This window comes from Streptomyces sp. NPDC052496 (assembly GCF_040679095.1).
In the GTDB taxonomy this organism is placed as follows: Bacteria; Actinomycetota; Actinomycetes; order Streptomycetales; family Streptomycetaceae; genus Streptomyces.
The window spans coordinates 306,608-330,455 of sequence record NZ_JBFAUH010000005.1 but is presented as its reverse complement, the minus strand read 5'-3'; the positions used below and the strand labels follow the sequence as shown (position 1 = coordinate 330,455).

Here is a 23,848-nt window from a genome sequence, read left to right as displayed (position 1 = left end):
TTTCCGGGTTCTCCCGGTAACACACACGAGAGCGGAACAGGAAGCGGAATAGGCTTCCCGTTCACAGCGTCCTCGCTGTGTGTGCCACCCGCACCGCATGGGTGCCGGTGGGCTTTTCAAAGGAACCTCATCCTCCGGCGTGGTGCCGGTGGACGGGGTATCAACATATCTGGCGTTGACTTTTGGCACGCTGTTGAGTTCTCAAGGAACGGACGCTTCCTTTGTGCCTGTTTCACCAGGCTCTCCGGGCGCTTCCCTTCGGTCTTGCGTTTCCGACTCTATCAGATCCTCGCGGTCCCGATTTTCGCCGGTGCGTTTCGGCCTTTCGGCTTCTGCGCGGTTCCAACCTTACCAGATCCGTTCCGCGTTTCCGCTTTCCGTATCCGGCCCCTGTTGGAGCGGGGTGACCGTCCGGCTTTCGCTTTTCGGTCTTTCCGACTCTATCAGATCCGTTTTTCGTTCCGGGCTTCCGGTTCAGGAAGCTTTCGGTTTCGAAAGTGAATCCGATTCCCCGTCGGAGGGGGTTTGTTCGCGCCTTCCGGCGTGCTCACTACTTTAGTGCCTTTCCCCTGTGACACATAATCGGGTCACTGGTCAGAATTTCGGCATGCCGAAATCCGTCCCGTTCGGGAGTCGTGCAGTAGTGGTGGTGCCGCCGGTCTGGCGTGAGGGGCTGCCGTGGATGCCTGTCGGCTCCGTGGCAACTCGGAGAACACTACACGAGCGGTTGGGGCGCTTCAAACCCGTGCCAGGGCACGGATCCTGGCGTACCGTGGTCCGCATGACGACGCGTGCACTCGTACAGCAGTGGTGGCCCGCCTGACGGCGGCCGCCCCCAGTGCATGCAGACAGACGGCCGCCGGACCCGGCGGCCGTTTTGCGTATCTCCTTGCAGCGGCCGGTGGGCGCGGCGGTCCCGGGACCAGTAGTTCGGGAGACGAGAGAGATGACGCGGATCTTCAGTGGTGTGAAGCCGACGGGGCACCTGACCCTGGGGAACTACCTCGGGGCCCTGCGCGGCTGGGCGGACGAGGACCAGCACCGGGCGGACGCGCTGTTCTGCGTCGTCGACCTGCACGCGCTGACCGTCGAGCACGATCCGGCACGGGTGCGAAGGCTCAGTCGTCAGGCCGCCACGCTGCTGCTGGCGGTGGGGCTCGATCCACGGCAGTGCACGGTCTTCGTGCAGAGCCATGTCGACGAGCACGCGCGGCTGTCGTACCTGATGGAGTGCACCGCGTCCGACGGCGAGATGCGGCGCATGATCCAGTACAAGGAGAAGACCGAGCGGGAACGGGCCCGGGGCGGCAGCGTACGGCTGTCCCTGCTGACGTACCCGGCACTGATGGCCGCCGACATCCTCGCGTACGGGGCCGACGAGGTGCCGGTGGGTGAGGACCAGGCGCAGCACGTCGAGCTGACCCGGGACCTGGCGGTGCGGTTCAACCAGCGGTACGGGCAGACGTTCGTCGTACCGAAGGCGACGCTGCCGAAGGTGGCCGCGCGGGTCATGGACCTTCAGGAACCGACGTCGAAGATGGGGAAGTCGCACGCCCGCACCTCCGGGATCGTCTACCTGCTCGACGAGGCGGACGTGGTGCGCAAGAAGGTCATGCGGGCCGTCACGGACACCGGAACGGACGTCGTGTACGACCGGGCCGAGCGGCCCGGGGTGGCCAACCTGCTGGACATCCTGGCGGCGTGCGGTGCGGGTGAGCCGGCGGAGCTGGCGGCCGAGTACGACTCGTACGGCGCGCTGAAGAAGGACACGGCCGAGGCGGTGGTGGAACTCCTGCGGCCGGTGCGGGAACGGCACGCGGAGCTGGTGCGGGATCCGGAGTACGTGGACTCCGTCCTGCGGGACGGGGCCGAGCGGGCCCGGGCGGTCGCGCGGCCCCGGGTGGATGCGGCGTATCAGGCGGTGGGGTTGATGCCGGCGGTGTGAGGTGCGGGTGGTGTGAGGTGGGGGGTGGGGGCGTGGCCACCGGTGTGCGGGGGGGGCGCGGTGCGCCTGGGGGGGCGGGAGCGTTCTGGGGCGTGGGAGCGTCCCGGGGCGCGGTGGTGGCCACGGCCCTGCTTGAGCTGAGAGCGGGCGGTGGTCGGGCCTGGGGTCAGCCGTTGCCGGAGGCGAGTTCGCGGCTGCGGTCACGGGCCGCTTCGAGAGCGGCGATCAGGGCCGCCCGTACGCCGTGGTTCTCCAGCTCGCGGATGGCGTTGATGGTGGTGCCGGCGGGAGAGGTCACGTTCTCGCGGAGGGTGACCGGGTGCTCGCCGCTGTCCCGCAGCATGGTCGCCGCGCCGATCGCCGCCTGCACGATCAGATCATGGGCCTTGTCGCGCGGCAGGCCCAGCAGGATGCCGGCGTCGGTCATCGCCTCGACGAGGAAATAGAAATACGCCGGGCCGGAGCCGGAGAGCGCGGTCGCGGCGTCCTGCTGGGACTCCGGGACGCGCAGCGTCTTGCCGACGGTGGCGAAGATTTCCTCGGCGCGGGTGAGGTGGGCGGCGGTGGCGTGCGTGCCGGCCGAGATGACGGACATCGCCTCGTCCACGAGGGCGGGGGTGTTCGTCATGACCCGTACGACGGGAGTGGTGTCCGGCAGCCGCTCCTCGAAGAAGGCCGTGGGAATGCCGGCGGCGCCGCTGATGACCAGGCGGTCGGCGGGGGTGTGCGGGGCCAGCTCCGTGAGGAGGGCGCCCATGTCCTGCGGCTTCACGGTGAGGATCAGGGTGTCCGCGGACTTGGCGGCCTCGGCGTTGGTCACAGGGGTGACGCCGTAACGGGTGCGGAGCTGGTCGGCGCGTTCGGGGCGGCGGGCGGTGACCATGAGGTCGGTGGGGGTCCAGCCGCCTCGGATCATGCCGCTGAGGAGGGCTTCGCCGATTTTTCCGGTGCCGAGTACGGCGACCTTTTGGGTCATGGTGCGGTTCACCTCGCCGGTGGGGCTGAATTGGGGGTGGGTGGGTGGGGTGGGTGGGGTGGTGTTGGTTCTGGGCTCATCCTCGCATCGTGGGGGTTTGGGGGGTGGGGGCGTTCACGTTGTGGGCGGAGGGGGTGTGGGCGGGGCGGTATGGGACGCCGTGATCGCCCGGCGGGCTCGTCCTCAATCGCCGGACGGGCTTGATTTGGCCGGGGCCGAGAGCGACCGAAGACTCCTCCTCAGACAGCGGAGCGGCTTGAGTGGGCCGAGGGCAGAATCGCCCGGCTGGCTCATCCTCAAATGCCGGACGGGCTTGATTTGGCCGGGGGCGAGGGCGACCGAAGACTCCTCCTCAGACGGCGGAGCGGCTTGAGTGGGCCGGGGGCCGAGTCGCCCGGCTGGCTCGTCCTCAAACGCGGGACGGGCTTGATTTGGCCGGGGCCGAGAGCGACCGAAAGCTCCTCCTCAGACAGCGGAGCGGCTTGAGTGGGCCGAGGGCAGAATCGCCCGAAGGCTCGTCCTCAAACGCCGGACGGGCTTGAGTGGGCTGGGGTGGGTGGGATGTTTGGTGGCTTGGGTGGGGCGGGGTTGGTGGTGGGCGAAGGGGCGGCCTCGGGTGTTGGGTGGGGTTTGAGGGGGTGGGGAGCTAGGGGGTGCGGCGGGGGAGGGTGGGGGTGGTGAGGGTGAGGGTGAGGAGGGTGCAGAGGGTGACTATGAGGGCGTCGCGGAAGAAGGTGGGTGTGGGGGTGGGGTGGGTGAGGACTTCGGTCATGGCGTCGACCGCGTAGGACATCGGGAGGACGTCGGAGATCGCCTCCAGCACCGGGTGCATGGTGTCGCGTGGGGCGAAGAGGCCGCACAGGAGGAGCTGCGGCATCAGTACGGCCGGCATGAACTGGACGGCCTGGAACTCGGACGAGGCGAAGGCCGAGACGAACAGGCCGAGGGCGGTGCCGAGGAGGGCGTCCAGGACGGCGACCAGGAGGAGCAGCCAGGGCGAGCCCGTGATGTCCAGGTCCAGCAGCCAGACGGAGAGCGCGGTGGCGAGGGCGGACTGGACGACGGCGAGGGTACTGAAGGCGAGGGCGTAGCCGCCGAGGAGGTCCGCCTTGGACAGGGGCATCGCCAGGAGGCGTTCGAGGGTGCCCGAGGTCCGTTCGCGGAGGGTGGCGATCGAGGTCACCAGGAACATGGTGATCATCGGGAAGATGCCGAGGAGCGAGGCGCCGACGCTGTCGAACGTGCGGGGATGCGCGTCGAAGACGTAGCGGAGCAGCGCGATCATCACGCACGGGACGAGCAGCATCAGGGCGATGGTGCGCGGGTCGTGGCGCAGTTGGCGCAGCACCCGGGCGGCGGTGGCCAGGACCCGTGCTCCGGAGACGGGGAGGGGGAGGGGGAGAGGTGAGGGGGTGCGGGGTGTGGTCATGGGGTGGGCTCCGGGGGGCGGGGCTCCGAGGGGCGGAGTTCTGGGGAGCGGGGCTCCGAGGGGCGGGGTTCTGGGGAGCGGGGTGCTGGGGTGGAACGGGCGCGGTCGGTGGCGGTGGCTTTGTCGACCAGGTGGAGGAAGGCCTCCTCGACGGTGGCGGTACGCGTACGGACGCGCAGCGCTTCGGGGGTGTCCTCGGCGAGGATGCGGCCCTCGCGCATCAGGAGCAGCCGGTGGCAGCGTTCGGCCTCGTCCATGACGTGGGAGGAGACGAGGAGGGTGGTGCCGCGGCCGGCGGCGAGGCGGTGGAAGAGCTGCCACAGGTCGCGGCGGAGTACGGGGTCCAGGCCGACGGTCGGTTCGTCGAGGACGAGCAGTTCCGGGGTGCCGAGCAGGGCGACGGCCAGGGAGACGCGGCTGCGCTGGCCGCCGGAGAGCCGGCCGGCGAGGGCGTCGGCGTGCGGAGCGAGGTCGACGTCCTCGATGACGCGACGCACGCTCTCCCGGCGCTCGGCGCGGGCGGCGCGGCCCGGGCGCAGCACCGCGGCGAAGTAGGCGAGGTTCTGGCGGACGGTGAGGTCGTCGTAGACCGCGGGTGACTGGGTGACGTACCCGATGCGGGGGCGCAGGCGGGTGTGGCCGGCGGGGTGGCCGAGGACGTCGAGGGTGCCGGTCACCTTGGCCTGGGTGCCGACGACGGCGCGCATCAGGGTGGTTTTGCCGCAGCCGGACGGGCCGAGGAGGCCGGTGATCCGGCCGGGCGGGACGTCGAAACTGAGGTCGTCCAGGACGGTGCGGCGGCCGCGTACGACCGTGAGGGCGCGGGCCCGGACGGCGGTCGTTCCGGTGGTGGCGGCCCCTTCGGGCGCGGTCCGGGTGGCCGGGGCGGGCTGACCGTGACCGTAATTCTTCATGTGTTGAATATTGCGTGCGGGGCCCGGTGCGTCAAGGGCCGGGGCGCGCTCCGGCGGTCGTCGGACGGCACGGGTCCGACCACTCCTGGGCGATGACTCAGCGTTTACCTGACGGTTACACAGGGATTCGATCGAAGCCGGGCCGCACTGGACACACTCAAGGTGAGTGTCCAGCCAGCCGGAGGAGGGGGCCGACGCCATGCGCCGCGTGCTGCTGTTTCTCCTGGCAGCGCTGCTGGCGTTCCCGGTCGGCACCGAGGGCGCCTACGGGCGGGACACCGAGGGCGCTTACGGGCGGACGGCCGGGAGTCCGTACGGGCGGACGGCCGAGGGCCGGTCCGGGGCGTCGGCCGCCGAGGTGGCCGCTCCGTACGAGGACGGCGGCCCGGCGGACTCCGCGGCCGGACACTGTCCGACCGGCCGCGCCGCGCGTTCGGCGACCGGCATCCCCGCCTTCCACCCCGGCGACCAGGTCAGGAGCGCGAGCGACCCCACCGTTCCACCGGCCGCCGGCCCGGCTCCGGCGGCCCCGGTCACCGGGCGCCGCGCCGTGCCGCTGAAGAGTTCGGGCCAGCTTCCGATCAGCCATCGCGTCTTCCGCTGCTGAGCGGCGATCACTTCCTTCAGGCGATCTCTCTCCGCCCTCTCTCCGCCCCCCGCAGATCAGCGCGGCCGGTTTCCCTGCCCGCGCAGTTCACCGTTCACGGATCGATACCCACATCCGTTCCCGCCGCCCGGCGCACGTCCGCGCCGCGCGGTCCGCCGCAATGCGCTGGAGGCAACGTCATGCGGAAAACGCTCATGCAAAAGGGGTCCGTACGTAAGTCATGCGTACGAAAGGGGTCCGCACGAAAGGGATCCGCACGAAAGGGATCCGCACGAAAGGGATCCGTACAGAAAGCAATCGTGCAGAACGCAATCGTGCAGAAAGTGTCCGGGCGGCAGGCCATGGTCATACGTGCGGACTTCGCCGCTTCCCTCGTCGTCTTCCTGGTCGCCGTGCCGCTGTGCGTCGGCGTGGCCGTCGCCTCCGGCGTACCCGCCGAGCTGGGACTGATCACCGGCATCGTCGGCGGCCTGCTCACCGGCCTCCTGCCCGGCAGCAGCCTCCAGGTCAGCGGCCCGGCCGCCGGGCTGACCGTGCTCGTGTACGAGGCGGTCCAGGAATTCGGGCTGAGTGCGCTCGGGGCGCTGGTGCTCGCGGCCGGGGTGTTGCAGCTGGTCATGGGTGCGCTGCGGCTGGGTCGCTGGTTCCGGGCCATTTCGGTCGCGGTCGTGCAGGGGATGCTGGCGGGCATCGGGCTCGTCCTGATCTCGGGGCAGGTGTACGCGCTCACGGACGCCGACCCGCCGGGCACCGGGCTCGCCAACCTCGGTGGCCTGCCGGAGCTGGTGTCCGACACGATCTGGTCGGACCAGGCGCTGACCGCGGCGGCGATCGGCCTGGGCACCATCGCCGTACTGGTGCTGTGGCCCCGGTGGAAGCCCGCCGCACGGATGCTGCCGGCGCCGCTGGCGGCCGTGGCGCTGGCCACCGTCACCGTCACGGCCCTCGGTCTGCCGGTGGCACGGCTGGAAGTCACCGGGCTGCTGTCCGCCGTCCAGCCGCCGGGCGGGCCGGACTTCGCGCAGTTGGCGGAGGTCGGCGCGGTCGGCACCGTCCTGGCCTTCGCGCTCATCGCGTCCGCCGAGTCCCTGTTCAGCGCGGCGGCCGTGGACCGGCTGCACGACGGAGCGCGGACGGACTACGACAAGGAGCTGATGGCGCAGGGCGCGGGCAACGCGGTGTGCGGGCTGCTCGGCGCGCTGCCGATGACCGCGGTGATCGTGCGCAGCGCCGCGAACGTGCGGGCCGGGGCCCGTACGAAGACGTCGCGGGTGCTGCACGGCGGGTGGCTGCTGCTGTTCGCGGCGGCGTTCCCGGCGGCGCTGGGCGTCGTGCCGCCGGCGGCACTGGCGGGCGTGCTGGTGCACGCGGGCTGCAAGCTCATTCCCGTACGGGATCTGGTGTCGCTGTGGCGTGAGTACCGCGGTGAGGTGGTGGTGCTCGTCGGGACGGCCGTGGCGATCGTGGTGACCAACATGTTCGAGGGCGTCGTCATCGGGCTGTTGATGGCGGTCGCGAAGTCCGCGTGGGAGACCTCGCACGCGCATCTGGAGGTGTCGGGGGCGGAGGGCGACGGCTCCGGGACCGGGCCGCTGCGCGTACGCGCCCTGGGGAACGCCACCTTTCTGCGGCTGCCCAGGCTGCTGGACCAGTTGGAGGCGCTGCCGCACGACCGTGCCGTGATCCTGGACCTCTCCGGGCTGCGCCACCTCGACCGCGCCTGCGCGGCGGCGCTGGGGAACTGGGCGGAGCGGCGGCGGCCGGATGGTGAGGTGGGGGGTGGAGGGGGCAGTGGGGTCGATGCGGTCGCCGGGTTCGATGCGGTCGGCGGGGTCGGTGCGGTCGGCGGGGTCGGTGCGGTCGGTAGGTCCGGTACGGCCTGTGAGTCCGGTGGGGCCGGTGGGGCCGGTAGGGCCAGTGGGGCTGGTATCGGTGCCGGGGTTGCCGGGGCAGGGGTTGCCGGGGCAGGGATTGCCGGCGCCGGGGCCGCCACCCTCACCACCCCCGCCCCTACCTCCACCCCACCATCCGGGCATAAAGGCCCATAAGCGCCATTAAGCGGAAGGGAGCGGCGTTGCGGGCCAAAGGGCCGTAGGGTCGGGGAGCTTGATCCACCCGTCCCACGACCCTAGGAGCCCCGTGATCCGCCGGCCTCTCCGCTCCTGCGGTGCGACCGCCGCGCTCTCCGTCGCCCTGCTGCTGTCCTCCTGTACGAGTGCGACCCGGCTGGACGGCACGCAGGGCGCGGGCAGTGTGCACGACCCGCTCTTCCCCGCCCTCGGAAACGGCGGGTACGAGGTGGGGCACTACGGCCTCGACCTCGCCTACGACGTACGCGGCGGCAAGCTGGACGCCACCGCCGAGATCAGCGCCACCGCGCAGGCCGACCTCGCCTCCTTCAAGCTGGATCTCCAGGGGCTGAAGGTGCACGGCGTGCGGGTGGACGGCAAGGACGCCGAGTTCTCCCGCAAGGGCCACAAGCTGACGGTCCGGCCGCGGGAGACCGTCAAGAAGGGCGCGGCGTTCCGTACGACGGTCGAGTACGACGGTGAGCCCGAGGAGATGACGGACGCGGACGGTGCGACCGAGGGCTGGGTGCGTACGGAGGACGGGGCCTTCGTGGCGGGCCAGCCGGCCGGGTCGATGACGTGGTTCCCCGGCAACAACCACCCCGGTGACAAGGCCGCGTACGACTTCAAGATCACCGTGCCGGACGGGTACACCGCCGTCGCCAACGGTGAGCTGCGCAGCCGTAAGAGCACCAAGGGCCGCACCACCTTCGAGTGGCACAACGCCGAGCCGATGGCCTCCTACCTCGCCACCGCGACGATCGGGAAGTTCACCGTCGAGGAGTCCCGGACGAAGGGCGGCCTGCCCGTCTACACGGCCGTGGACCCGGCGGAGGCGAAGGAGAGCGCGGGGCCGCTGGGCCGGCTGGACGAGATCCTGGACTGGTCGGTGAAACGATTCGGCCCGTATCCGTTCTCCTCCGCCGGCGCGGTCGTCGACCACACGCCCGAGCGGGTCGACTGGGGCGCGCTGGAGACCCAGACGAAACCGATCTACGTCGGGGCCCCGGACGAGGGCACGGTCGTGCACGAGACCGCGCACCAGTGGTTCGGCAACTCCGTGACACCGAAGACCTGGAAGGACATCTGGCTCAACGAGGGCTTCGCGCAGTACGCGGAGTGGCTGTGGGAGGAGGACAAGGGCGGCCGTACGGCGCAGCAGCAGTTCGACGCGCTGTACAAGACCGACGAGGACGACGAGGACCTCTGGGGCTTCCCGCCCGGCGACCCCGGCACGGCGGAGAACGTCACCGGCGACCCCGTCTACAAGCGCGGCGGCATGGTCCTCCAACAGCTCCGCAAGGCCGTCGGCGACCAGACCTTCTTCGCGATCCTCAAGGACTGGCCCGCCGAACACCGCCACGGCAGCGCCGACACCCAGCAGTTCATCGACTTCTGCGAAGACCGTACGGACGAAGACCTGACGGACCTCTTCGACGACTGGCTGTACGGGGACGGGAAGCCGGACTGGGAGTACTGAGGAGTACTCAGGAGTACTCAGGCGAGGCGAACGGGCATGTCGCGGGCCGCGGCAGGTCCGGGCAGCCTGGCCGGCGGCCGGCATTACCTCGGAAGTAATCGACGGGGGCCGTGGCGGCCAGCAGCATCGGTGGCATGAACAGCACTGATTCCGCAGTTACCGTCGAAGTTCCCGAAGCAGCCCAAGCAACCGAAGCAACCCAAGCAACCCAAGCAACCGAAGCCACCGAAGTCGTCGATGCCTATCTCGCCACGGTCGCCGACCCGGAAGCGACTCCCGAGCGCATCGCCGCGCACTATGCGGAGCGGGTCGACTGGATGTGCGCCGACAACCCGGTGGTGCCGTGGCTGCGGCCGCGCGCGACCCGGGCCGACGTCGCGGCGCACTGGCGGGAGCTGCGTGAGCACACCGTGGCGGGCGCGGGCGGCGCTTCGGTCGACGCGGTCGTGGCCTCGGGGCCGGAGGTGGTGCTGACCGGGTACCTCTGGGGGACGGTGCGGGCCACCGGGAAGTCCTTCCGGTCGCCGTTCGCGCTGCGGTTCACCGTCGCGGGCGGCGAGATCGTGCGGCACCACGTGTACGAGGACAGCCTGGCGATCGCCGCGGCCTGCACGCCCGGGGAGTGAGGCGGGAGACCGGGAACGGGAAGCGCGAACCAGGAAGCGGCAGGCAGGAGACGGAAGGCAGGAGGCAGGCGCTGCCTCCTGCTAGGTGGCGCGCTTCTTCTTCGGCTTTGTGGGCTTCTTGGCCGCCGGATTGCCCGTGCGGGCCTTTCGGCGGCGCTCGTAGCGTTCGCGTTCGGCCGCGTACTCGGCGCGCCGTACGCCCTCGCCCGGGGCCTCGACGAGGCTGCGGCAGAAGTAGGCGAGCAGCGAGCCGATGAAGCCGATGAGCAGCATGCTCTGTGCGGAGCGGTCGACCGGGCGGTCGGTGGCCGCGTCGGTGGCGGGGCGGGTCAGGCGGTCCCAGGTGCGGCGGAAGGCGACCGCGCTGCACACCGCGAAGCAGGCCACGATCAGCGCGTTCAGGAAGGAGCCGACGGCGGCGATCTCCAGGCCCTCGAAGGCGAAGCGCAGCACCACCGCGCCGGCGGCGGCGAGCGCCAGGGAGCCGATGGCGACCCCGGCGCGGCGCAGGCCGTAGCCGCCGTCGTGGTGCACCCAGGTCGTCCCGAAGAAGCGGATCGGGGCCGGCTCGGGGCCGGCCGGATCCGGGGCGGGCGGTGTCTCGTCGCTCATGGGGTCGATTATCCCGGTAGGCCGGAGCGGCCGGGCCCGCGCGCCCCGCTAGCATCCGCCTGTACATGCCAACCGGGGGAAGGTTCAGTATGCGCAGGCGATACGGGCGATGGGGTACGGCGATCGGGACGCTGTCCCTGCTGGCGGTCACCGTCGCGGGGTGTGGTGACCCGGCCTCCGGGCCCTCGGGCGACAGCACCGCGGCCGCCGGCGGCCGTCCCGCACCCGCCGGGGCCGCCGAATCCGCCGGGGCTCCCGGAACCGCCGGGGCCTCCGCGGCACCGCGTCCCCTGACGGGCGCGCAGACGGCCCGGGCGATGCTTTCGACCGCCGATCTGCCCGCGGGCTGGGCGGTGGCGGAAGAGGACCTGTCACCCGCGGTGGAGGAGGACGACCACGGCATTCGCGACCTGAAAGGTGACGCCGCGTGCAACCGCGTGGTCGCCGAATCGTTCCAGCACGTCCGGGCGAGCGCCGTGGTCAGCCGGACGATGGAGAACGCCATGCTCCGGCGCTCCCTGATGTTCGAGGTGAAGATCTTCCCGGACGTCACGGGTGCCCGGCAGGCCGTCGAGGAGGTCGGACAGCTGCGGCAGAAGTGCGCGACGGCCACGGCGGGGCCGTACGCGGTGAGCTACGGGGTGCTGGGCGCGCCGCGGCAGGGGGACGAGTCGGTGGGCGTCCGTCTGCGGGTGGGCGGCAACCGGTTCGACGAGATCGTGATCCGGGTCGGTACCGGTCTCACCATCGTCACGTTCGCCGGGACCGTCGGTGACGACGGCCGGCTGGTGGAGTCCGTCACCGCCCAGGCGGCGGAGAAGCTGCGGCAGGCCGCCGGATGACCCGGGCCGGGCCCCGCGCCCGGCCCCGGCCCCTGACTCAGGCGGCTCAGTTCGCGCAGCGCGGGGCCACGAAGCCGTCGCTGCCGGTGTGGACGTACGTGTCCGAGACGTACTGGCCGGGCGCGATGCAGTCCCAGATGTCGTTGGTGCCGTACGGGCCGCTGACCCGCTCGCCGTTGCGCTGGCAGCGGATGGCGACCCGGGCACCGTACGGGAGCTGCCGGACGAGGGCGCTGCGGCTGCTCGGGCCGCTGCGGACGTTGAGGCGGTAGCCCGGGGCGACCGGGTAGGTGGCCGCGGTCGCCGCCATCGCCTCGACGGCGACGCCCTCGGCCTCGGTGACCGCCTCCGCCTCCGCGACCACCGCGGCCGCCTCCACGCCGATGTCCGTGCCGGTCTCCGCGGCCGTGCCGACGGTGTTCTCCGGTGTGCTGGTCATGCGTCACTCCCCCGTTGAATGGTCCCGGTGTGCTGGACCGGTCCGCGGGCCGCGGCCGGTTCACCGGCACGCTAGCAAGCCTCACCTGTCCCGTACGCACCATCGACTAGGCTCCGTGCGTCGCATCTGCGGCCCATGGACACGGGGGTGGGGAGATGCCGCCGCTGCGCGGTTCCGGGGTGGACCCGGAAGCGGAACGTCCGCTGTACGCGGGACGGTACCGCCTGGACGCGCGCCTGGGCTCCGGCGGAATGGGCGTGGTGCACCTGGCGCGGTCGTCGTCCGGGCTGCGCCTGGCGGTCAAGGTCGTGCACGCCGAGTTCGCCCAGGACCCCGAGTTCCGCGGCCGGTTCCGGCAGGAGGTGACCGCGGCGCGGCGGGTGAGCGGCGCGTTCACCGCGCCGGTCGTGGACGCCGACCCGGACGCCGACCGGCCCTGGATGGCCACCCTCTACATACCCGGGCCGACCCTCGGCCAGCATGTGAAGCGCAACGGGCCGCTCGCGCCCGACGAGCTGCGCAGACTGGCCGCCGGGCTCGCCGAGGCGCTGCGCGACATCCACCGGGCGGGCGTGGTGCACCGCGACCTGAAGCCGGGCAACGTACTGCTCGCCGCCGACGGCCCCAAGGTCATCGACTTCGGTATCTCGCGTCCCGCGGACAGCGAGATGCGCACCGAGACCGGCAAGCTGATCGGCACGCCGCCGTTCATGGCGCCCGAGCAGTTCCAGCGGCCGCGTGAGGTGGGCCCGGCGGCCGACGTGTTCGCGCTGGGGTCGGTGCTGGTGCACGCGGCGACCGGGCGGGGGCCGTTCGACTCGGAGAGCCCGTACATCGTCGCGTACCAGGTGGTGCACGACGAGGCGGACCTGACGGGTGTTCCGGAGGACCTGGCGCCGCTGATCCGTACGTGCCTGGCGAAGCGGCCGTCCGACCGGCCGACTCCGGACGTGCTGATGCGGATGCTGCACACGGAGGCCCCTACCGAGACTTACGAGGATCTGCTCGCGGGCGGCCCGGAGTCGGCGGGGGCTGCCGTGCCGCCGGGTTCGGCCCTACGTGAGGGGTCGGTCCTACGGGAGGACTCTTCAGGGCCGGAGAGTCCTGCCGGACCCAAGAGTCCTGCCGGGCCGGAGAGTCCTGCCGGCGCGGCGGACGGCCTCGTTCCGGCTCAGTGGGAGCCCGTACGGATCGTCCCGGCCCCCGCGCCGTCCGCTGCGCCGGACCCGGGTGAGGAGACGCACGTACGGGCCCGGCGGCCGGACGCGGCAGCGGGAGGACGAGCGGAAGCAAAAGCGGAACCCGAACCGGAACCCGAACCGGGACTCACAGCGGAACCGGAACCCGAACCGGAACCCACCCCACCCAAAACCCCGCCCCGCCCCCGCTGGATCATCTGGTCCGCCGTGGCGGCCGCGGCGGCCGTGCTCGCCGGTGCGGGCATCTTCGCGGGCGTACGGGTGCTGGGGGCCGAGGACGCCCCGGCGCTCCAGACGCACACCGCCGACGGCACCGCCGCGGCCTTCCGCCCGTGGCACACGCAGGTGGTGCAGCGGCCCGCCGGGCACCCGGCCGAGATGCCGTTCTGCGCGCACGGCGCTGCCGCCCTGTTCTGCGTCGAGCGGGGGCTGAAGGCCGCGCGGGTGGACACGGAGGGCGGCGCGGTGACGTGGCGGCGGGCGAGCGAACCGGTCCGCAAGGGGGACATGCCGCCGGGCGTGCCGGTGTTCTCCGGCGGGCTGGTGTACGTACGGTCTCCTGACGGCAAGCGTCTGGAGGCGCTGGATCCGTCGGCCGGCGCGAAGGGCGCGACACGCTGGAGCAAGGACCTGACCGGGTACGCCGCCGAGGTGCGGATCGTGGGCGGGACGATTCTGCTGACCGCGCCGGACGGCATGATCACGGCGCTGGACAGCGCCACCCACGAAGAGCGCTGGCACCACCGGTTCCCGGCGCAGCCGCTGGGCCAGTTCACCGCGTACGGGGACGGCCGTACGGCGTACGCGGCCACCGTGGCGGCCGACGGGGCCTCCACCGTGGTCACCGCGATCGACCCGGTGCGCGGCACGCTGCGCTGGGAACGGCGGCTGCCCGGATCCCTCACCCTGGCCGGTACGGGCGCGTCCGGCTCGGTCTACCTGACCGCCGCCGATCCGCTGCTCGTCACCCGCACCTCGGCCGTCGTGCGCTACGACCCGGCGACGCACCGCGTCCGGCGGCTGCCGCTGGACGCGCCGGTCGACGACGCGGCGGGCGTGGTGCGCGGCGAGACGGTCTACGTCCTCGCCACCACCGGCGGCACGCTCCAGGCCGTCGGCGACCGGCGGTGGAGCGTGGAGACCTCGGTGAGCCGGGGGTCGGTGCCGGTGCTCGACCCGAAGGCCGAGCGGCTGTACTTCACCGGCGCCGACGGCCGGCTGCTGGCCGTGGACACCCGGCGCGGCGCGCTGCTCGGCCAGACGCCGCCCCGGCTGGCCACCGGCCGCAGCGGCTACCTGGAGACGCTGCCCGCGCCGCTGCCGGACCCGCGGCGCGGCCGGATCTACGCGGCGGCGCCGGACGGCTCGGTCTTCGCCGCGGACGCGGAGCACCCCGCCCGCTGGTGAGAGAGCGGACGGGGCGCGCGGAAGCGGAAGCCCGGCCGGAGCCGGGCCGGGGTCTCACCCCAGCTTGCTCACATCGCGCACCGCGCCCTTGTCGGCGCTGGTGGCCATCGCCGCGTAGGCGCGCAGGGCCTGCGAGACCTTGCGCTCGCGCTTCTTGGGCGCGTACACGCCGCCCAGCGCCTCCCGGCGGGCCGTCAGCTCGGCTTCGGGCACCAGGAGTTCGATGGTGCGGTTCGGGATGTCGATCCGGATGCGGTCGCCGTCCTCGACGAGGGCGATGGTGCCGCCGGAGGCCGCCTCGGGCGAGGCGTGGCCGATGGACAGGCCGGAGGTGCCGCCGGAGAAGCGGCCGTCGGTGACCAGCGCGCACGTCTTGCCCAGGCCGCGCCCCTTGAGGAAGGACGTCGGGTAGAGCATCTCCTGCATGCCGGGGCCGCCCTTGGGGCCCTCGTAGCGGATGACGACCACGTCGCCCGCCGTGACCTTCTTGCCGAGGATCTTCTCGACGGCCTCCTCCTGCGACTCGCAGACCACGGCCGGGCCCTCGAACGTCCAGATCGACTCGTCGACGCCCGCGGTCTTCACCACACAGCCGTCCTCGGCGAGGTTGCCCTTGAGGACGGCCAGGCCGCCGTCGGCGGAGTAGGCGTGCGCGAGGTCGCGGATGCAGCCGCCCGCGGCGTCCACATCGAGGCTGTCCCAGCGCTCGGACTGGGAGAAGGCGGTGGCGGAGCGCTTGCAGCCGGGGGCCGCGTGCCACAGTTCGACGGCCTCGGGGGACGGCGAGCCGCCGCGCACGTCCCAGGTCTTCAGCCAGTCCGCCATGGAGGAGCTGTGCACGGTGTGCACGTCCTCGTTGAGCAGGCCGGCCCGGTACAGCTCGCCCAGGATGGCGGGGATGCCGCCGGCCCGGTGCACGTCTTCCATGTAGTACGTGCCGCCCGGCGCGACGTTCGGTGCGACCTTGGCCAGGCAGGGCACCCGGCGCGAGACCGCGTTGATGTCCTCCAGGCCGTAGTCCAGACCGGCTTCCTGGGCGGCGGCGAGCAGGTGCAGGATCGTGTTGGTGGAGCCGCCCATGGCGATGTCCAGCGCCATGGCGTTCTCGAAGGCGGCGCGGGAGCCGATGCTGCGCGGCAGCACGGTCGCGTCGTCCTGGTCGTAGTACCGCTTGGTGATCTCCACGACCGTGCGGCCGGCGTTCTCGTACAGCGCCCGGCGGGCGGTGTGGGTGGCCAGCACCGTGCCGTTGCCGGGCAGCGACAGGCCGATGGCCTCGGTCAGGCAGTTCATCGAGTTGGCGGTGAACATGCCGGAACAGGAGCCGCAGGTCGGGCAGGCGTTGTCCTCGATACGGAGGATGTCCTCGTCGGAGACGTTCTCGTCGACCGCGTCGGAGATCGCGTTGACCAGGTCCAGCTTGCGGACCGTTCCGTCGACGAGGGTGGCGCGGCCGGCCTCCATGGGGCCGCCGGAGACGAAGACGGTGGGGATGTTCAGCCGCATCGCGGCCATCAGCATGCCCGGCGTGATCTTGTCGCAGTTGGAGATGCAGATCAGCGCGTCCGCGCAGTGCGCCTCGGCCATGTACTCCACGGAGTCGGCGATCAGGTCGCGGGACGGCAGGGAGTAGAGCATGCCGCCGTGGCCCATGGCGATGCCGTCGTCGACCGCGATGGTGTTGAACTCACGCGCGATGCCGCCGGCCTTCTTGATCGCCTCGCTGACGATCCGGCCGACCGGCTGGAGGTGGGTGTGGCCCGGCACGAACTCGGTGAAGCTGTTCGCTACGGCGATCACGGGCTTGCCGAAGTCCTCGCGCGCTACGCCCGACGCCTGCATGAGCGCGCGGGCGCCGGCCATGTTGCGGCCATGGGTGACGGTGCGGGACCTCAGCTCGGGCACGTGGATCCACTCCCTCGGGTGCGTGTACGTCTCTCGTACGCCCAGTGCGCGTACGTCAGCGAATCAGTCGAGACTACGCCCCGGCTCCAAGATCTGGACAGTTGATCCGGAATGTGAGACTGGTGCCCGCTGGGCGGACACCCGCCCCGGGGCCCTTCCACCCGGTCCGGGCCGGTCAGGGGCCAGTCCGGGCCGGTCAGGGGCCAGTCAGGGGCCGGTCAGATGCTGCTGCACCACCGGCGCCACCCGGGCGACGATCCGCTCCGGGGCGGCGGACGCCAGCGGCTCCAGCTTGATCACGTAGCGCAGCATCACCGTCCCCACCAGCTGCGCCGCCGCCAGCCCGGCCCGCAGGTCGGCGTCCGGGACCGCCGGCTCGGCGGCGATCCGGCGCAGCAGCTGGCGCGTGACGAGCTTGCGGAAGACCGCCGCGGCGATGTCGTTGTTCAGGGCGCTGCGCACGATCGCCAGCAGCGGCTCACGGGTGACCGGGTTCTCCCAGACGCCGAGGACGAAGCGGGTCAGCCGCTCCCCCGCCCCGTCCAGGCCGCCTTCGAGCACGCCTTCGGACGCCTCCAGGGCGGGCGCGAGGGACATCTCGACGGCCGCCTCGAAGACCTGTTCCTTGGTGCCGTAATAGTGGTGGACCAGGGCCGGGTCCACGTCCGCCACCTTGGCGATGCCGCGGATCGAGGCCTTCTCGTAACCGCGCGCGGCGAACTCGGCGCGCGCCGCCGTCAGGATGCGCTCGCGCGCGCCGGGGCCGTCCGCCGAGTCCGTACGGGAGGGGCGGCCGCGCCTGCGGGCGCCCCCGGTCCCGGCGGGGCCGTCCGTCACGAGCCGGGCACCCACGTCGGCGACGCCAGGTGCAGCCGCGTGAAGGCCAGTGCCTCCGCGAGGTCCGCCTCCCGCTCGGCCGCGGACATCGCCCGCCGGGTGTTGACCTCCACGACGATGTGCCCGCCGAAGCCGGTGGCGGCGAGCCGCTCCAGCAGTTCGGCGCAGGGCTGCGAGCCGCGGCCCGGCACCAGGTGCTCGTCCTTGTTGGAGCCGTTGCCGTCGGCGAGGTGGATGTGCGCGAGGCGCTCGCCCATCCGGTCGACCATCTGCAGGGCGTCGCTGCGCGAGGTGGCGGTGTGCGAGAGGTCGACGGTGAAGTGCCGGTAATCGTCCTGGGTCGGATCCCAGTCCGGCGCGTACGCCAGCATCTCGCGGTCCCGGTAGCGCCACGGGTACATGTTTTCGACGGCGAACCGGACGTCCGTCTCGCTCTCCATCCGCCACACTCCGCGTACGAACTCGCGGGCGTAGTTGCGCTGCCACCGGAAGGGCGGATGGACGACCACCGTCGAGGCCCCGAGCTTCTCCGCGGCGTTGCGAGCGCGCTGCAGCTTGACCCAGGGATCCGTGGACCACACCCGCTGCGTGATCAGCAGGCACGGCGCGTGCACGGCCAGGATCGGCACCCCGTGATAGTCGGAGAGCCGGCGCAGCGCCTCGATGTCCTGGCTGACCGGGTCGGTCCACACCATGACCTCGACGCCGTCGTAGCCCAGGCGCGCGGCGATCTCGAAGGCCGTCGCCGTCGACTCCGGATACACCGAGGCCGTGGACAGGGCGACCTTCGCATCCGGGATGCGCACCACTGGCTCCGTCACGAGGGACAGGGTACGGGCCGCCGCCGACGGGTGGCGGAGGCGCCCTACCCCGCGGGCAGGTGGTCGAGGTGGCGCAGGATCACGCCCTCGCGCAGCGCCCACGGGCAGATCTCCAGCGTGCGCACGCCGAACAGGTCCATTCCGGCCTCCGCCACCAGCGCCCCGGCGAGCAGCTGGCGCGAGCGCCCCTCGGAGACGCCGGGCAGTTTGACGCGGTCCGCGACGGTCATCCCCGCGAGCTTCGGCACCCACTCCTCCAGCGCCTTCCGGTCCAGCTCACGCTGGGTGTACAGGCCGTCGGCGGACCGGGCGGCACCGGCGATACGGGCCAGCTGCTTGAAGGTCTTGGAGGTGCCGACGACGTGGTCGGGGGTGCCGAAGCGCGTGAAATCGCTCACCACCCGCGCGATTTCGGCCCGTACCCGTTTGCGCAGCGCCCGTATGTCCTCCGCCTCCGGCGGGTCGCCCGGCAGGTCCGCCGCGGTGAGCCGGCCCGCGCCCAGCGGCAGCGAGACCGCCGCGTCCGGCTCCTCGTCCAGCCCGTACGCGATCTCCAGCGAGCCGCCGCCGATGTCCAGCACCAGCAGCCGCCCGGCCGACCAGCCGAACCAGCGGCGGGCCGCGAGGAACGTCAGCCGGGCCTCGTCCTCGCCGGACAGCACCTGCAGTTTCACGCCGGTCTCCAGGGCGACCCGGCGCAGCACGTCCTCGCCGTTGGCCGCTTCGCGGACCGCGGAGGTGGCGAACGGCAGCACGTCCTCGACGCCCTTGTCCTCCGCGACCTCGACCGCCGTCCGTACCGTCGTCACCAGCCGCCGTACGCCCGCGTCGCCGATCGCGCCGTCCTCGTCGAGGAGTTCGGCCAGCCGCAGCTCCGCCTTGTGCGAGTAGGCGGGCAGCGGGCGCGCACCCGGGTGCGCGTCCATCACCAGCAGATGGACCGTGTTCGACCCCACATCGAGGACTCCGAGTCTCATACCGTCGAACCTACTGCGGGCGGCCGGGAACCGACGGCGAGCCCCGGCCTCCGGAGAACGGCGCGGGGTACCGTCCGCCGTACGCTGGAGTCGTGGCTAAGACGAACAAGGCGAAGCAGGAAAAAGCCCTGAAGAAGGCGGAAAAGCAGCGCGCTCGGCAGGCGCGTGCGGCGCAGGAGGCGCAAGGGGCTCGGGCCGACGAGGTCGGCGGCCTGGACTTCGCCCGCGCCTGGGTCACCTTCCCCGATCCCGCCGACGACGAGCAGGTCTTCCGCTGCGACCTGACCTGGCTCACCTCCCGGTGGACGTGCATCTTCGGCAGCGGCTGCAAGGGCATCGAGGCGGGCCGCGCGGACGACGGCTGCTGCACCCTCGGCGCGCACTTCTCCGACGAGGAGGACGAGCAGCGGGTCGCGGAGCACGTGGCGCGCCTCACACCGGACCTGTGGCAGTTCCACGACGTCGGTACGGCCACCGGCTGGACCCAGGAGGACGAGGACGGCGACCGGCAGACCCGGCGCTGGAAGGGCTCCTGCATCTTCCAGAACCGGCCCGGCTTCCCGGCCGGCGCCGGCTGCTCGCTGCACATCCTGGCGCTGCGCGAGGGCCGCGAGCCCCTGGAGACCAAGCCGGACGTCTGCTGGCAGCTGCCGGTCCGCCGCACCTACGACTGGATCGACCGCCCCGACGACACCCGCGTCCTCCAGGTCACCATCGGCGAGTACGACCGCCGCGGCTGGGGCCCCGGCGGCCACGACCTGCACTGGTGGTGCACCTCGGCGACGTCCGCACACGGCGCGGGCGAGCCGGTCTATGTGTCCTACGGACCCGAGCTGACCGAGCTGATGGGCAAGGAGGGCTATGACCGCCTCGTGGAGCTCTGCGAGGAGCGCCTGGCGGCGGCGCTCCCGATGGCGCCGCATCCGGCGGACCCGCAGGTGACGGCTCCGCAGGGGGCGGCTTCGCGGAGGACGCTTCCGCTGGTGACGCAGCAGGCGGGGGCGGAGTAGGCCGGAGCGGAAGGGGCCGGAGCGGCGTAGGCCGGAGCCGAGTGGATCGGGCCGGCCCGCGGAGCCGCTGGTCACCTGATCACCCGGTCATCCCGCCGGTCCGGACGGCCCGGGGGACGTGGTCGGTCCCGTCGTCGGTCCCTGCGTCGGCTCCTGCGCCGTGGGCGTGGGGGTGGGTGTCGGGGTGGGGGACGCCGGCGGCTCGCTCGTCGGCTGCCGGGTCGGTGCGGTCGGCTCGGGCCGGGGGCCGGGTCCGGTCGGCCTCGGGTGCCCCGGCCAGTGGCCGCCGCTGCCCTGGCCCCACCCTTCCAGCGTCACCGTCGTGCCCCCGGGCGCCAGGGTGACCCGCGCGTTCCAGTAGCCGTCTGGCTCCCGGGCGTGGTCCACGGAGACCAGGAGCGTGCTGGACTCCCCCGGCCGCAGCACGCCGGCCGCGGCGCTCAGCCGCAGCCACGGCGCGCCCGCCCGCGCCGACCAGTGGACCGGTGCGCCGCCGGACGCGGTGAGGGTGACGGCCGTGACGCCGCCGCGCGGTTCGGCGGTGACGGTCAGCCGTCCGGGGCCGGTACCGGAGCGGTCCGGTTCGCCGGGCCGCAGCAGCGTGCCGTCCGCGCCGACGACCTGCACGGAGACGTCGGAGACGGTGGACCGGCCGCTCGCCGTCAGCAGATACGGCGCGGCGGTCGAGCGGGCGCTGCCGGCGTTCTCGTACGGGTGACCGTCGAGCGGGCCGCTGTCCGGCTCGCCGGCCGTCACCGCCGGGTGCTCGCTCTCGCCGGTCAGGGGTGCGCCCCGGTAGGCGGCCCACAGGGCGAGCACCGGTGCCGCCAGCACGGTGGCGATCACGGTCGTGGTCACGGCCCGGGTGCGCAGCCGGCGTCTGCGGGCCACCGGATCCTTGGGGCGGACAGGGAATCCGCGCCGGTCGTAGCGTGGAGAACCGTTTGCGCCACTCGTGCGCCCCGCGCGCCCGGAGCGTACGGGCACGCCCGCGCCCGCCACCCCCTCGGCACGCCCCGAGCGCGACGCGCGCGCCGCCTCCATGGCCGTGTGCACGGCCACGCGCGGGGCGCCGACCAACGGCAGCGCGCCGTGATCGAGGGGCGCGGTGCCCGGCCAGGGGCCGTGGGCGGTGGCCCGCTCGGCCGTACGGCGGCACTCCGCGCAGTCGTCCACGTGCCGGACCAGCTCCCGGCGCAGCGCGACGCCGAGCAGCATCTGGGTGTCCGCCGCGAGCTGCGCGACGTCCGGGCAGCGGCCGAACTCGACGACCGCGAGCGCGGCACGGGTGCGTTCGACCTCGCAGGCGGCGGTGGCCAGGAGGGTGCGGGTGGCGTCGGTGTCACCGCCGAGGACGGCCGCGACCTCCTCGGGGGTCAGGCGGTGGCGTACCGAGAGCTCCAGCGCCTCGCGCTGCTCGGGGGTCGTGCCGGCGGCTTCGGGCCAGGCCAGGCCGGCCAGTTCGCGCCGCTGCCGGGCCGCGTCGGCGGTCTCGCCGGACGGCCCGCCGCCGGGCGCGGTGCCCAGGCCGCGGGAGGCTCCGGTGCCGTACGTCGTGCCGGTGCCGTGCGTGGCGGTGCCGGAGGCCCCGCCCGGGCCGGCCGTGGTGCCGCTCCCGTGGTCGTCCTGGCCGCCGTCCTGCGCCCGGTCGGCCAGCCGCCGCAGGCAGGCCCACCGGGCCAGCGCGTACAGCCAGGAGCGGTACAGGCCGGGGTCGGGCGGGCGGCGGCCGTGGTGCCGGTCGGCGACGGCGAGCACCTCGCCCAGGACGGCGGTCGCCGCGTCGTGCTCGCACAGGACGGACAGACAGTAGGTGAACAGCCCGTCGAGATGGGGCTCGTACCGGTCGGGAAACGGCGCCCGGTCGGGGCGCTGAGCGCCGTCGTGCGCCCGGTGTGCACCGGTGGCGTGCGTGGGGTGATCGGACCTGCTGCTCATCACCCGGCGACGGTAGGCGGATGATGCAGGCACTATCGCGCCGCACGGACACTTTTAATCCATACGGGTGATGTTCTCCCTCAAAAGGGGACACCAGAGCGGGGTTTCACGCGCGTTACGGACCTTCACACCCCACCCACCGGCCCCTTCCGGCACTCCGGCGCGCCGCCCGCCCGGCATTGCCCCACCCCCTACGTCCGGCGTTGTCACACCCCGTACGCCCGTCGTTGTCACACCCCGCCGTTACGGTGAACACCATGGCGACTCGTAAATCCTCGGCCAAGGAGCGGCCCTCGTACCGCTGCACCGAATGCGGCTGGACCACCGCGAAGTGGCTCGGCCGCTGCCCGGAGTGCCAGGCGTGGGGCACGGTCGAGGAGTTCGGCGGCGCGCCCGCCGTCCGGACGACCGCGCCCGGCCGCGTCACGACGGCCGCGCTGCCCATCGGCCAGGTGGACGGCCGCCGGGCGACCGCCCGCTCGACCGGCGTCGACGAGCTGGACCGGGTGCTGGGCGGCGGCCTGGTGCCGGGCGCCGTGGTGCTGCTCGCCGGCGAGCCCGGCGTCGGCAAGTCCACACTGCTGCTGGACGTGGCCGCCAAGGCCGCGAGCGACGACCACCGCACGCTGTACGTGACGGGTGAGGAGTCCGCCAGCCAGGTGCGGCTGCGCGCCGACCGCATCGGCGCCATCGACGACCACCTGTATCTCGCCGCCGAGACCGACCTGTCCGCCGTCCTGGGCCACCTGGACTCGGTCAAGCCGTCGCTGCTGATCGTGGACTCCGTCCAGACCGTCGCCTCGCCCGAGATCGACGGCGCGCCCGGCGGTATGGCCCAGGTCCGCGAGGTCGCCGGGGCCCTGATCCGGGCGTCCAAGGAGCGCGGCATGGCGACGCTGCTGGTGGGCCATGTGACCAAGGACGGCGCCATCGCGGGCCCCCGCCTCCTGGAGCACCTGGTCGACGTCGTACTGAACTTCGAAGGTGACCGGCACGCCCGCCTGCGCCTGGTCCGCGGTGTGAAGAACCGCTACGGCACCACCGACGAGGTCGGCTGCTTCGAGCTGCACGACGAGGGGATCACCGGCCTCGCCGACCCGTCCGGGCTCTTCCTGACCCGCCGCGACGAGCCGGTGCCCGGTACGTGCCTGACGGTCACCTTGGAGGGCCGCCGCCCGCTGGTCGCCGAGGTGCAGGCACTGACCGTCGACACGCAGATCCCCTCCCCCCGCCGCACCACCTCCGGCCTGGAGACCTCCCGCGTCTCGATGATGCTGGCCGTCCTGGAGCAGCGCGGGCGCATCGCGGCCCTCGGCAAGCGCGACATCTACAGCGCCACGGTCGGCGGCGTGAAGCTGACCGAACCGGCCGCCGACCTCGCCGTGGCGCTCGCGCTGGCCAGCGCCGCCAGCGACAGTCCGCTGCCGAAGAACCTGGTCGCGATCGGCGAGGTGGGCCTGGCGGGCGAGGTCAGGCGGGTGACGGGCGTACAGCGCCGGCTGGCCGAGGCGGCCCGGCTCGGCTTCACCCATGCCCTGGTCCCGGCCGACCCGGGCAAGATCCCGGACGGGATGCGGGTGCTGGAGGTGGCGGACGTCGGCGAGGCGCTGCGGGTGCTGCCCAAGCGGCCGCGCCGGGAGCCGCCGCGCGAGAAGGCGGCGGCCGAATGAGCCCGGTCCTCCGTAGGCGCACCCGCCGCCTGAACCTCCGTGAGCGGCTGTCCGCGCGCGGGCGAGCGCCCGGCTCGCGGGCGTACGACGTGACTTTGCAGACAGCCCCTAGCCTGGGCGCCGGTAGACTTTGCCCCGGTCTCGC

The 23,848-nt window shown here is 72.7% G+C and carries 19 protein-coding genes; 9 read left to right on the top strand and 10 right to left on the bottom strand.

Annotation, left to right across the window (positions count from 1 at the left end; translation table 11 throughout):
- Window positions 1-946: 946 nt before the first annotated feature.
- Window positions 947-1,945, top strand: a complete 999-nt coding sequence (gene trpS / locus AB0L45_RS10330; protein ID WP_365838045.1) for a tryptophan--tRNA ligase — start codon at window positions 947-949, stop codon at window positions 1,943-1,945.
- Between the two features lie 166 nt (window positions 1,946-2,111).
- Here the strand turns inward: trpS and proC are convergent, their stop codons facing one another.
- The 3 genes from proC to AB0L45_RS10315 all read right to left on the bottom strand — a co-directional run bounded on the left by proC (window position 2,112) and on the right by AB0L45_RS10315 (window position 5,264).
- A complete protein-coding gene (gene proC / locus AB0L45_RS10325; RefSeq protein ID WP_365838043.1) occupies window positions 2,112-2,921 on the bottom strand; it encodes a pyrroline-5-carboxylate reductase in 810 nt (269 codons plus the stop codon).
- A gap of 646 nt (window positions 2,922-3,567) precedes the next feature.
- The gene (locus AB0L45_RS10320; RefSeq protein WP_365838041.1) at window positions 3,568-4,350 is read right to left on the bottom strand and encodes an ABC transporter permease; all 783 of its coding nucleotides are present in this window, start codon (window positions 4,348-4,350) and stop codon (window positions 3,568-3,570) included.
- Window positions 4,347-5,264: an ABC transporter ATP-binding protein gene (locus AB0L45_RS10315; RefSeq protein WP_365838039.1), complete on the bottom strand. Its 918-nt coding sequence runs from the start codon at window positions 5,262-5,264 to the stop codon at window positions 4,347-4,349. The genes AB0L45_RS10320 and AB0L45_RS10315 overlap by 4 nt, the downstream gene beginning before the upstream one ends.
- A gap of 166 nt (window positions 5,265-5,430) precedes the next feature.
- On the opposite strand from AB0L45_RS10315, the gene AB0L45_RS10310 reads away from it, so the two are divergent.
- The 4 genes from AB0L45_RS10310 to AB0L45_RS10295 all read left to right on the top strand — a co-directional run bounded on the left by AB0L45_RS10310 (window position 5,431) and on the right by AB0L45_RS10295 (window position 10,046).
- Window positions 5,431-5,871 carry a hypothetical protein gene (locus AB0L45_RS10310; protein WP_365838037.1) on the top strand — a complete coding sequence of 147 codons (441 nt, stop codon included), beginning with the start codon at window positions 5,431-5,433 and terminating at the stop codon, window positions 5,869-5,871.
- A 341-nt stretch (window positions 5,872-6,212) separates the two neighbouring features.
- Complete coding sequence (locus AB0L45_RS10305; RefSeq protein ID WP_365838087.1) at window positions 6,213-7,919, top strand: SulP family inorganic anion transporter; 1,707 nt, start codon at window positions 6,213-6,215, stop codon at window positions 7,917-7,919.
- 91 nt (window positions 7,920-8,010) lie between these two features.
- Window positions 8,011-9,420 (top strand): M1 family metallopeptidase, encoded by a 1,410-nt coding sequence (locus AB0L45_RS10300; protein WP_365838035.1) that lies wholly within the window; start codon window positions 8,011-8,013, stop codon window positions 9,418-9,420.
- Window positions 9,421-9,554: 134 nt separating this feature from the next.
- Window positions 9,555-10,046 (top strand): nuclear transport factor 2 family protein, encoded by a 492-nt coding sequence (locus tag AB0L45_RS10295; RefSeq protein ID WP_365838033.1) that lies wholly within the window; start codon window positions 9,555-9,557, stop codon window positions 10,044-10,046.
- A gap of 81 nt (window positions 10,047-10,127) precedes the next feature.
- Here AB0L45_RS10295 and AB0L45_RS10290 read toward each other — a convergent pair whose 3' ends face one another.
- Window positions 10,128-10,658, bottom strand: a complete 531-nt coding sequence (locus AB0L45_RS10290) for a hypothetical protein (protein WP_365838031.1) — start codon at window positions 10,656-10,658, stop codon at window positions 10,128-10,130.
- Between the two features lie 89 nt (window positions 10,659-10,747).
- On the opposite strand from AB0L45_RS10290, the gene AB0L45_RS10285 reads away from it, so the two are divergent.
- A complete protein-coding gene (locus tag AB0L45_RS10285; protein ID WP_365838029.1) occupies window positions 10,748-11,500 on the top strand; it encodes a hypothetical protein in 753 nt (250 codons plus the stop codon).
- A 46-nt stretch (window positions 11,501-11,546) separates the two neighbouring features.
- Here the strand turns inward: AB0L45_RS10285 and AB0L45_RS10280 are convergent, their stop codons facing one another.
- Window positions 11,547-11,810: an SH3 domain-containing protein gene (locus AB0L45_RS10280; protein WP_365838085.1), complete on the bottom strand. Its 264-nt coding sequence runs from the start codon at window positions 11,808-11,810 to the stop codon at window positions 11,547-11,549.
- A 284-nt stretch (window positions 11,811-12,094) separates the two neighbouring features.
- Here AB0L45_RS10280 and AB0L45_RS10275 point away from each other — a divergent pair, with 284 nt between their 5' ends.
- The gene (locus AB0L45_RS10275) at window positions 12,095-14,545 is read left to right on the top strand and encodes a PQQ-binding-like beta-propeller repeat protein (RefSeq protein WP_365838027.1); all 2,451 of its coding nucleotides are present in this window, start codon (window positions 12,095-12,097) and stop codon (window positions 14,543-14,545) included.
- 54 nt (window positions 14,546-14,599) lie between these two features.
- On the opposite strand, the gene ilvD is transcribed toward AB0L45_RS10275, so the two are convergent.
- The 4 genes from ilvD to AB0L45_RS10255 all read right to left on the bottom strand — a co-directional run bounded on the left by ilvD (window position 14,600) and on the right by AB0L45_RS10255 (window position 19,085).
- Window positions 14,600-16,450, bottom strand: a complete 1,851-nt coding sequence (gene ilvD / locus AB0L45_RS10270; RefSeq protein WP_365838025.1) for a dihydroxy-acid dehydratase — start codon at window positions 16,448-16,450, stop codon at window positions 14,600-14,602.
- Between the two features lie 207 nt (window positions 16,451-16,657).
- Entirely contained in the window at window positions 16,658-17,287 is a 630-nt protein-coding gene (locus AB0L45_RS10265) for a TetR family transcriptional regulator (protein ID WP_365838023.1), read from the bottom strand.
- A complete protein-coding gene (locus AB0L45_RS10260) occupies window positions 17,284-18,096 on the bottom strand; it encodes a sugar phosphate isomerase/epimerase (RefSeq protein WP_365838083.1) in 813 nt (270 codons plus the stop codon). The genes AB0L45_RS10265 and AB0L45_RS10260 overlap by 4 nt, the downstream gene beginning before the upstream one ends.
- A gap of 56 nt (window positions 18,097-18,152) precedes the next feature.
- Window positions 18,153-19,085, bottom strand: a complete 933-nt coding sequence (locus tag AB0L45_RS10255; protein ID WP_365838021.1) for a Ppx/GppA phosphatase family protein — start codon at window positions 19,083-19,085, stop codon at window positions 18,153-18,155.
- Window positions 19,086-19,177: 92 nt separating this feature from the next.
- Between AB0L45_RS10255 and AB0L45_RS10250 the strand changes: the two genes are divergently transcribed.
- Window positions 19,178-20,095 (top strand): hypothetical protein, encoded by a 918-nt coding sequence (locus AB0L45_RS10250; RefSeq protein ID WP_365838019.1) that lies wholly within the window; start codon window positions 19,178-19,180, stop codon window positions 20,093-20,095.
- An 87-nt stretch (window positions 20,096-20,182) separates the two neighbouring features.
- Here AB0L45_RS10250 and AB0L45_RS10245 read toward each other — a convergent pair whose 3' ends face one another.
- Complete coding sequence (locus AB0L45_RS10245; RefSeq protein ID WP_365838017.1) at window positions 20,183-22,033, bottom strand: sigma-70 family RNA polymerase sigma factor; 1,851 nt, start codon at window positions 22,031-22,033, stop codon at window positions 20,183-20,185.
- A 257-nt stretch (window positions 22,034-22,290) separates the two neighbouring features.
- Between AB0L45_RS10245 and radA the strand changes: the two genes are divergently transcribed.
- Window positions 22,291-23,703: a DNA repair protein RadA gene (gene radA, locus AB0L45_RS10240; RefSeq protein ID WP_365838016.1), complete on the top strand. Its 1,413-nt coding sequence runs from the start codon at window positions 22,291-22,293 to the stop codon at window positions 23,701-23,703.
- Window positions 23,704-23,848 lie beyond the last annotated feature (145 nt).

Coding starts and splice junctions, on each gene's coding strand:
- AB0L45_RS10285 (WP_365838029.1), top strand. CDS start 10,748: ATGCGCAGGCGATACGGGCGATGGGGTACGGCGATCGGGACGCTGTCC.
- AB0L45_RS10290 (WP_365838031.1), bottom strand. CDS start 10,658: ATGAGCGACGAGACACCGCCCGCCCCGGATCCGGCCGGCCCCGAGCCG.
- AB0L45_RS10275 (WP_365838027.1), top strand. CDS start 12,095: ATGCCGCCGCTGCGCGGTTCCGGGGTGGACCCGGAAGCGGAACGTCCG.
- AB0L45_RS10255 (WP_365838021.1), bottom strand. CDS start 19,085: ATGAGACTCGGAGTCCTCGATGTGGGGTCGAACACGGTCCATCTGCTG.
- AB0L45_RS10295 (WP_365838033.1), top strand. CDS start 9,555: ATGAACAGCACTGATTCCGCAGTTACCGTCGAAGTTCCCGAAGCAGCC.
- radA (WP_365838016.1), top strand. CDS start 22,291: ATGGCGACTCGTAAATCCTCGGCCAAGGAGCGGCCCTCGTACCGCTGC.
- AB0L45_RS10245 (WP_365838017.1), bottom strand. CDS start 22,033: ATGAGCAGCAGGTCCGATCACCCCACGCACGCCACCGGTGCACACCGG.
- AB0L45_RS10305 (WP_365838087.1), top strand. CDS start 6,213: ATGGTCATACGTGCGGACTTCGCCGCTTCCCTCGTCGTCTTCCTGGTC.
- proC (WP_365838043.1), bottom strand. CDS start 2,921: ATGACCCAAAAGGTCGCCGTACTCGGCACCGGAAAAATCGGCGAAGCC.
- trpS (WP_365838045.1), top strand. CDS start 947: ATGACGCGGATCTTCAGTGGTGTGAAGCCGACGGGGCACCTGACCCTG.
- AB0L45_RS10315 (WP_365838039.1), bottom strand. CDS start 5,264: ATGAAGAATTACGGTCACGGTCAGCCCGCCCCGGCCACCCGGACCGCG.
- AB0L45_RS10320 (WP_365838041.1), bottom strand. CDS start 4,350: ATGACCACACCCCGCACCCCCTCACCTCTCCCCCTCCCCCTCCCCGTC.
- AB0L45_RS10280 (WP_365838085.1), bottom strand. CDS start 11,810: ATGGCGGCGACCGCGGCCACCTACCCGGTCGCCCCGGGCTACCGCCTC.